This is a genomic window from Pedobacter sp. (genome assembly GCF_035566355.1).
In the GTDB taxonomy this organism is placed as follows: domain Bacteria; phylum Bacteroidota; class Bacteroidia; order Sphingobacteriales; family Sphingobacteriaceae; genus Pedobacter.
The window spans coordinates 1-6,518 of sequence record NZ_DATMRL010000325.1; the positions used below are offsets into that span (position 1 = coordinate 1).

Sequence of the window (6,518 nt, forward strand, 5' to 3'; positions counted from 1 at the left end):
TGTAGGATTAACTGTTATAGCCGTGTAGAAGAACGTAAATGCAATGATTAAAAATGCAAACGTTAAACTATAGGCCAGTGAAGTATAATCACTAAACTGAATCAGCCATGAATTTTGCAGTGAAGGGAAAAACTGAGTTAAAGTTGCAGGAATGAACATTAAAGCCTGGGCAAAGATGATCGGCATTACACCGGCAGCATTTACCTTTAGCGGAATATATTGTCTTACACCACCGAATTGTCTGTTACCAACAATACGTTTTGCGTATTGTACAGGCACTTTACGTACCCCCTGTACAATCATAATAGTAAACATCACCACACCAAAAAGTGCTGCAATCTCTAATACCAGAGCAATTAAACCACCACCTTCACCAACGATCCTTGAACTGATCTCCTGTTGCAAAGCAATAGGCAAACGCGCAATGATACCCACCATAATGATCAGGGATATACCATTACCGATACCTTTATCAGTGATCTTTTCTCCGAGCCACATTACGAATAATGTACCTGCAGAAAGCACAAAAGTTGCCAATACAAAGAACAGTGTATGATTGATGATGATGGCTTCAGTAGGCACCTGGGTCTTTACATAACCCACCGCCTGAACGGCAGTGATGGCTACGGTCAGATACCTGGTGATCTGATTTAATTTGTTCCTGCCGCTTTCTCCCTCTTTTTGCATTTTCTGGAAAGAAGGTACAGCAATACCGAGTAACTGAACTACAATGGACGCAGAAATATAAGGCATAACACCCAAGGCTAAGATCGAGACCCGAGAGAAAGATCCGCCGGCAAACATATCCAATAGACCTAAAAGACCTGATTTTTCATTATTGCCTAAGGCAGTTGCATCCACACCCGGTAAAACCACGTGTGAAACAAATCTATAAACCAAAAGAATGATGAGCGTAAATACTATACGCTCTTTCAATTCTTGAATTTTCCAAATATTACTTAAAGTAGTAAACAGCTTCTTCATTAATTACAATTTTTCGATTGAGCCTCCAGCAGCCTCAATAGCTTTTTGTGCGGTTGCAGAAAAAGCATGTGCTTTAACCTCTAATTTAGATTTAACTTCGCCACGACCAAGAACTTTCACTAAGTCATTTTTAGATGCTAAACCGTGCTGTTGCAAGGTAGTAAAATCTATGCTAGTTAAGTTAAATTTTTCAGCTAAACCTTGTAAAACATCTAAATTGACGCCTACATACTCAACACGGTTGATTGGTTTGAAACCTACTTTAGGTACACGACGTTGCAATGGCATCTGACCACCTTCAAATCCAACTTTCGTTGAATGACCTGAACGGGATCCAGCACCTTTGTGACCACGAGTGGAAGTACCACCACGACCTGAACCGGTACCACGACCAATTCTCTTACTATTTTTAGTAGAACCTGCTGCAGGTTTTAAATTACTTAAGTTCATTATTAACTTATTGTGTTGCCCTTCGCTTTCACTAATCAGGGACAACGATTAAACATATATAAAGGTTGCAAATGTAAATATATACATTTTCTGCAACCTTCATAATTATAAACTCTCTATAGCTACCAGATGATTAACTTTTCTAACCATACCTATAATGGCAGCAGTTGCTTCAACCTCTACGCTTTGGTTTAATTTAGTTAAACCTAACGCTTGCATCGTTCTCTTTTGGCGCTCGCTTCTGTCGATGATGCTTTTTACCTGGGTTATTTTGATCTTCGCCATAATATTATCCGTTAAAAACTTTATTTAAATCTACACCACGGTGCTGAGCTACAGTATAAGCATCACGCATTTTAGTTAATGCATCAACAGTTGCTTTAACCACGTTGTGCGGGTTAGAAGATCCTTTTGATTTTGCCAATACGTTGTGCACTCCTGCACTCTCTAATACAGCACGCATTGCACCACCAGCAATAACACCGGTACCTACTGCAGCTGGTTTGATTAATACAAAACCACCTGAGAACTTACCGATCTGCTCATGAGGAACAGTACCGTTCAACAAAGGAACTTTCACCAAATTCTTTTTAGCATCATCGATGCCTTTAGCAATGGCTTCAGTTACCTCTTTCGCTTTACCTAAACCGTAACCTACGATTCCGTTTTCATCTCCAACAACTACGATAGCTGAGAAGCTGAAAGTACGTCCACCTTTGGTTACTTTGGCAACGCGTTGTATGCTAACTAAACGATCTTTTAATTCGATCTCGCTAGTCTTAACTCTTTTTATATTGATAGTTGACATTCTTATCCTATTTTCAGATTAAAATACTAAACCAGCTTCACGGGCACCTTCTGCCAATGATTTAACACGTCCGTGGTATAAGTAGCCATTTCTATCGAACACAACTTCTTTGATACCTGCTGCGATTGCTTTTTCAGCAACCAATTTACCTACAGCAACAGATTGCTCTGATTTGTTACCGTTACCAGCGAAATCTTTAGATAAAGATGATGCCGAAACCAATGTATTACCGGTTACGTCGTTAATGATTTGAGCATAAATTCCTTTATTGCTTCTATAAACCGATAAACGTGGACGGTTTTCGGAACCTGTTAATCTTTTTCTGATTCCTTTTTTTATACGATCTCTACGAGATAATTTTTTCCCTGCCATGATGATTATTTTTTAGAAGCCGATTTACCTGCTTTTCTTCTTAACACTTCGCCTACAAACTTGATACCTTTACCTTTATATGGCTCTGGTGCACGTAACGAACGGATTTTCGCTGCTACCTGACCGATCAGTTGTTTGTCAATACTTTCTAAAATGATTTTAGGTGTCTGACCTTTTTCTGAAGTTGTTGTTACTTTAATCTCTTCTGGTAACTGGAACACATAGTGGTGAGAATAACCTAAAACAAGATCCAGGGTATTACCTGTGTTTGTAGCGCGGTAACCCACACCAACTAACTCTTGTTGTAATTTATAACCTTCTGTTACACCAATAACCATATTGTTTAACAATGAACGGTATAAACCGTGCAATGCTTTGTGTCTTTTCTGCTCAGTTGGACGTTGTACAGTAAGTACGCCTTCTTCCTGACTAACAGTGATATCTGAATCAACTGCTTGCTTTAATTCACCTTTTGGACCTTTAACAGTTACCACGTTATCTTTAGATATGGTAATTGTTACACCAGCAGGGATACTAATCGGGGCTTTTCCTATTCTTGACATTTTGTTATCCTCCTTTAATTAATAAACGTGACACAAAACTTCGCCACCAATGTTTAGTTTAGCTGCTTCTTTATCCGTCATTACTCCTTTAGAAGTAGATAGGATAGCGATACCTAAACCGTTCAATACTCTTGGCATATTCTCCACACCAGCATACTGTCTAAGACCTGGTTTACTGATACGGGTTAACGTACGGATTGCAGGAATTTTAGTGATGGCATTGTATTTAAGGGCGATTTTAATCACACCTTGAGTATTGGTATCTTCAAACTTGTAGTTTGCGATGTAACCTTTGTCAAAAAGTACTTTCGTAATTTCCTTTTTAAGATTTGATGCAGGAATTTCTACAATTCTGTGATTTGCCTTGATGGCATTTCTTACTCTTGTAAGATAATCTGCTATTGGATCTGTATTCATTTTATGTAATTGTGATAGTGGTTTCCTTTCCGACCCATTCGGAACGACCTGCCATCGGTTAATTCTTATTTTAAACGTAATAAAACGTCAGAGCTGCAGTATAAACCTGCAACTCTAACGTAAATACGGTTTTACCAGCTGGCTTTTCTTACTCCAGGAATTTTTCCTGCTAAAGCCATATCGCGGAACAGTACCCTTGATATACCAAATGTACGCATATAACCACGAGGACGGCCAGTAATTTTGCAACGATTGTGCAAACGAACTGCTGATGAGTTTTTAGGCAACTTATCAAGTCCTTCGTAATCGCCTGCAGCTTTTAATTCTGCACGTTTATCCGCGTACTTAGCTACCAATCTTTGGCGCTTAACTTCGCGAGCTTTTACTCCTTCTTTTGCCATTATTGATTTGTATTTTGATTTTTAAACGGTAATCCAAATTGTTTTAAAAGTTCCAACGCTTCAACATCATTAGTAGCAGTAGTCACAAAAGTGATGTCCATACCTAAAATCTTATTGATTTTGTCGATGTTGATCTCAGGGAAGATGATTTGTTCAGTAACACCTAAAGTGTAGTTACCTTTTCCATCAAAACCTTTATCATTGATACCTTTGAAATCACGGATACGTGGCAAAGCTACGGAAATTAATCGATCTAAAAATTCAAACATGTTGTTATCACGTAAAGTTACACGTACACCAACCGGCATACCTTTACGTAATTTAAAGTTTGAGATATCCTTTTTCGATTTTGCACCTACAGCTTGCTGTCCAGCAATCGTACTCATCTCAACGATAGAACTATCAATGATCTTTTTGTCAGTTACAGAGAAACGTCCAACACCCTGGTTGATCGAAATCTTCACTAACTTAGGAACCTGCATCACGCTTTTGTAAGCAAACTTATCTTTAAGCGCAGTTACAATTTCCTCTTTGTATTTACTTTTTAATCTTGGTACGTAAGTCATTATTTGATCTCCTCTCCTGATTTTTTAGAAACCCTTACTAATTTTCCATCAGCGTTTAGCTTTCTGCCAACGCGGGTAGTAGCACCAGTTTTTGGATCTACTAACTGTACGTTAGAAATATGAAGAGCAGCTTCTTTCTTAATGATACCACCATTTGGAGTAGCAGCATTTGGTTTTGTATGTTTTGACACAAGGTTAACACCTTCAACAGTTACTCTGTTTTTAGCTACAAGTACTTCAATTACTTTACCTTGTTGGCCTTTTGAATCGCCAGCTATAACCTTTACTAAATCTCCTTTACGGATTTTAATTTTTGGTTGTGTAGTTACTTTTTCTTTCATTTTATAATACCTCCGGTGCTAATGATACAATTTTCATGAATTGTTTTTCACGCAGTTCTCTTGCTACCGGGCCAAAGATACGAGTACCACGTGGCTCATCTTGTGCATTTAATAATACTGCTGCATTGTCGTCAAAACGAATATAAGAACCATCCTTACGTCTGATCTCTTTTTTAGTTCTTACTACAACTGCTTTAGAAACGGTTCCTTTCTTAATGTTACCAGAAGGCAATGCACTTTTAACGGTAACAACGATTTTGTCACCAATAGAAGCGTATCTTTTTCCAGTTCCACCAAGCACACGGATAACCAATACTTCTTTTGCGCCGCTATTGTCGGCTACGTTTAATCTTGATTCCTGTTGTACCATGTTATTTAGCCCTTTCTAAAATTTGTACCAATCTCCAGTTCTTGTTTTTACTCAGCGGACGAGTCTCCATGATCAGTACTGTATCACCAATACCGCAATCGTTTTTCTCGTCATGAGCCATAAATTTGGTAGTTTTCTTAACAAACTTACCATAGATCGGGTGTTTCACTTTACGCTCTACCGCTACAACAATAGATTTATCCATCTTGTTGCTTACCACCAACCCGGTTCTTGTTTTTCTTAATTGTCTTTCCATTTCGACTCTAAAGTTATTTAGTTTCAGTAGCAGACTGAGCTTTACGCTTAGTCACTTCAGTATTTAATCGGGCAACATCTCTTCTTACCTTTCTAATGCGGGAAGGATTTTCAATAGCCGAAATTGTGTGCGCAAATTTTAACTTAACTAAGTTTTCTTTCTCTTCCGCGATCCTGGCTACTAGTTCTTCTTGTGAAAGCCCTGTGATTTCTGAGTTTTTCATTTTATTAATTTTTATGTTGTGGGTCTAGCGGTTATAATAACAAGTTACTTACAACATTCAACCCATAACCAATTATGCCTCTACGTAATCTCTACGTACTACAAATTTTGTTTGTATTGGTAATTTCTGAGCGGCTAAACGCATTGCTTCTTTAGCAACTTCTAAAGGCACGCCTTCAGCTTCAAAAATAATCCTTCCTGGTCTGACAACGGCCACCCAATATTCAGGTGCACCCTTACCTTTACCCATACGTACTTCAGCTGGCTTCTTAGTTACCGGTTTGTCCGGGAAAATTCTAATCCACACCTGGCCTTCACGTTTCATGAAACGAGTTACCGCAATACGGGCTGCCTCTATCTGACGACTGGTAATCCAGGTCGACTCTAAAGATTTGATCCCGAAAGACCCGAATGACAATTCAGCACCACGAGTTGCTAAACCTTTCATTCTGCCTTTTTGCATCTTTCTGAACTTCGTTCTTTTTGGCTGTAACATTGTATTTTAATATTATCGTAAAACGATCTGTTAACTAATTATTTGCGGGGTCCTCTGTTCTGAGTATTTCCGCCTCTGTTGTCTCTACCCTGACCACCTTGACCTGGACCTCTTCCGCCACGACCTTTGTCGTTTCTTCTGTCGCCACCGCCACGGTTGTCTCTGTCTCTGCCACCAAAGTTACCACCTTCAGGTCTGCCACCTTTACCAGGCGCATTGCTTGTAGAACCGATGTTAGGAGAAAGATCACGTTTACCGTAAACCTCGCCTTT

Annotated in this window: 14 protein-coding genes and 1 pseudogene; all 15 read right to left on the minus strand. The window is 39.0% G+C overall.

What is annotated here, in order from left to right:
* Nucleotides 1-984, minus strand: a 984-nt coding sequence (gene secY, locus VNZ46_RS12525) for a preprotein translocase subunit SecY (RefSeq protein WP_325560468.1), incomplete at its 3' end; no start/stop codon positions are given.
* Nucleotides 985-987: 3 nt separating this feature from the next.
* The gene (rplO, locus tag VNZ46_RS12530; protein WP_199082864.1) at nucleotides 988-1,434 is read right to left on the minus strand and encodes a 50S ribosomal protein L15; all 447 of its coding nucleotides are present in this window, start codon (nucleotides 1,432-1,434) and stop codon (nucleotides 988-990) included.
* 105 nt (nucleotides 1,435-1,539) lie between these two features.
* Entirely contained in the window at nucleotides 1,540-1,719 is a 180-nt protein-coding gene (gene rpmD / locus VNZ46_RS12535) for a 50S ribosomal protein L30 (protein ID WP_108554171.1), read from the minus strand.
* A gap of 4 nt (nucleotides 1,720-1,723) precedes the next feature.
* Nucleotides 1,724-2,227: a 30S ribosomal protein S5 gene (gene rpsE, locus VNZ46_RS12540; protein WP_233260824.1), complete on the minus strand. Its 504-nt coding sequence runs from the start codon at nucleotides 2,225-2,227 to the stop codon at nucleotides 1,724-1,726.
* 33 nt (nucleotides 2,228-2,260) lie between these two features.
* Nucleotides 2,261-2,623: a 50S ribosomal protein L18 gene (gene rplR, locus VNZ46_RS12545; protein ID WP_422662179.1), complete on the minus strand. Its 363-nt coding sequence runs from the start codon at nucleotides 2,621-2,623 to the stop codon at nucleotides 2,261-2,263.
* The gene (gene rplF, locus VNZ46_RS12550) at nucleotides 2,620-3,177 is read right to left on the minus strand and encodes a 50S ribosomal protein L6 (RefSeq protein ID WP_133778965.1); all 558 of its coding nucleotides are present in this window, start codon (nucleotides 3,175-3,177) and stop codon (nucleotides 2,620-2,622) included. Before rplF ends, rplR begins: the two co-directional genes overlap by 4 nt.
* 18 nt (nucleotides 3,178-3,195) lie before the next feature.
* Nucleotides 3,196-3,594 (minus strand): 30S ribosomal protein S8, encoded by a 399-nt coding sequence (rpsH, locus tag VNZ46_RS12555; RefSeq protein WP_108554175.1) that lies wholly within the window; start codon nucleotides 3,592-3,594, stop codon nucleotides 3,196-3,198.
* A gap of 131 nt (nucleotides 3,595-3,725) precedes the next feature.
* Complete coding sequence (gene rpsN / locus VNZ46_RS12560) at nucleotides 3,726-3,995, minus strand: 30S ribosomal protein S14 (RefSeq protein ID WP_108554176.1); 270 nt, start codon at nucleotides 3,993-3,995, stop codon at nucleotides 3,726-3,728.
* Nucleotides 3,995-4,561, minus strand: coding sequence for a 50S ribosomal protein L5 (rplE, locus tag VNZ46_RS12565; RefSeq protein WP_133778966.1), 567 nt, complete (start codon nucleotides 4,559-4,561; stop codon nucleotides 3,995-3,997). The genes rpsN and rplE overlap by 1 nt, the downstream gene beginning before the upstream one ends.
* On the minus strand, nucleotides 4,561-4,902 hold the full coding sequence (rplX, locus tag VNZ46_RS12570) for a 50S ribosomal protein L24 (protein WP_349255992.1): 342 nt from the start codon (nucleotides 4,900-4,902) through the stop codon (nucleotides 4,561-4,563). The genes rplE and rplX overlap by 1 nt, the downstream gene beginning before the upstream one ends.
* Before the next feature lies 1 nt (nucleotide 4,903).
* Complete coding sequence (gene rplN / locus VNZ46_RS12575) at nucleotides 4,904-5,272, minus strand: 50S ribosomal protein L14 (protein WP_008244575.1); 369 nt, start codon at nucleotides 5,270-5,272, stop codon at nucleotides 4,904-4,906.
* Nucleotide 5,273: 1 nt separating this feature from the next.
* The gene (gene rpsQ, locus VNZ46_RS12580; protein ID WP_084237687.1) at nucleotides 5,274-5,528 is read right to left on the minus strand and encodes a 30S ribosomal protein S17; all 255 of its coding nucleotides are present in this window, start codon (nucleotides 5,526-5,528) and stop codon (nucleotides 5,274-5,276) included.
* Nucleotides 5,529-5,541: 13 nt separating this feature from the next.
* Nucleotides 5,542-5,751: a 50S ribosomal protein L29 gene (rpmC, locus tag VNZ46_RS12585; protein WP_108554179.1), complete on the minus strand. Its 210-nt coding sequence runs from the start codon at nucleotides 5,749-5,751 to the stop codon at nucleotides 5,542-5,544.
* A gap of 72 nt (nucleotides 5,752-5,823) precedes the next feature.
* On the minus strand, nucleotides 5,824-6,246 hold the full coding sequence (gene rplP, locus VNZ46_RS12590) for a 50S ribosomal protein L16 (protein ID WP_048907441.1): 423 nt from the start codon (nucleotides 6,244-6,246) through the stop codon (nucleotides 5,824-5,826).
* Between the two features lie 38 nt (nucleotides 6,247-6,284).
* Nucleotides 6,285-6,518, minus strand: a pseudogene (locus tag VNZ46_RS12595) (30S ribosomal protein S3); the annotation flags it as partial.

What these genes read in the sequence shown, in the direction of transcription:
- rplO (WP_199082864.1), bottom strand. Translation starts at nt 1,434, where the DNA reads ATGAACTTAAGTAATTTAAAACCTGCAGCAGGTTCTACTAAAAATAGT.
- rpmD (WP_108554171.1), bottom strand. Translation starts at nt 1,719, where the DNA reads ATGGCGAAGATCAAAATAACCCAGGTAAAAAGCATCATCGACAGAAGC.
- rplF (WP_133778965.1), bottom strand. Translation starts at nt 3,177, where the DNA reads ATGTCAAGAATAGGAAAAGCCCCGATTAGTATCCCTGCTGGTGTAACA.
- rpsH (WP_108554175.1), bottom strand. Translation starts at nt 3,594, where the DNA reads ATGAATACAGATCCAATAGCAGATTATCTTACAAGAGTAAGAAATGCC.
- rpsN (WP_108554176.1), bottom strand. Translation starts at nt 3,995, where the DNA reads ATGGCAAAAGAAGGAGTAAAAGCTCGCGAAGTTAAGCGCCAAAGATTG.
- rplE (WP_133778966.1), bottom strand. Translation starts at nt 4,561, where the DNA reads ATGACTTACGTACCAAGATTAAAAAGTAAATACAAAGAGGAAATTGTA.
- rplX (WP_349255992.1), bottom strand. Translation starts at nt 4,902, where the DNA reads ATGAAAGAAAAAGTAACTACACAACCAAAAATTAAAATCCGTAAAGGA.
- rplN (WP_008244575.1), bottom strand. Translation starts at nt 5,272, where the DNA reads ATGGTACAACAGGAATCAAGATTAAACGTAGCCGACAATAGCGGCGCA.
- rpsQ (WP_084237687.1), bottom strand. Translation starts at nt 5,528, where the DNA reads ATGGAAAGACAATTAAGAAAAACAAGAACCGGGTTGGTGGTAAGCAAC.
- rpmC (WP_108554179.1), bottom strand. Translation starts at nt 5,751, where the DNA reads ATGAAAAACTCAGAAATCACAGGGCTTTCACAAGAAGAACTAGTAGCC.
- rplP (WP_048907441.1), bottom strand. Translation starts at nt 6,246, where the DNA reads ATGTTACAGCCAAAAAGAACGAAGTTCAGAAAGATGCAAAAAGGCAGA.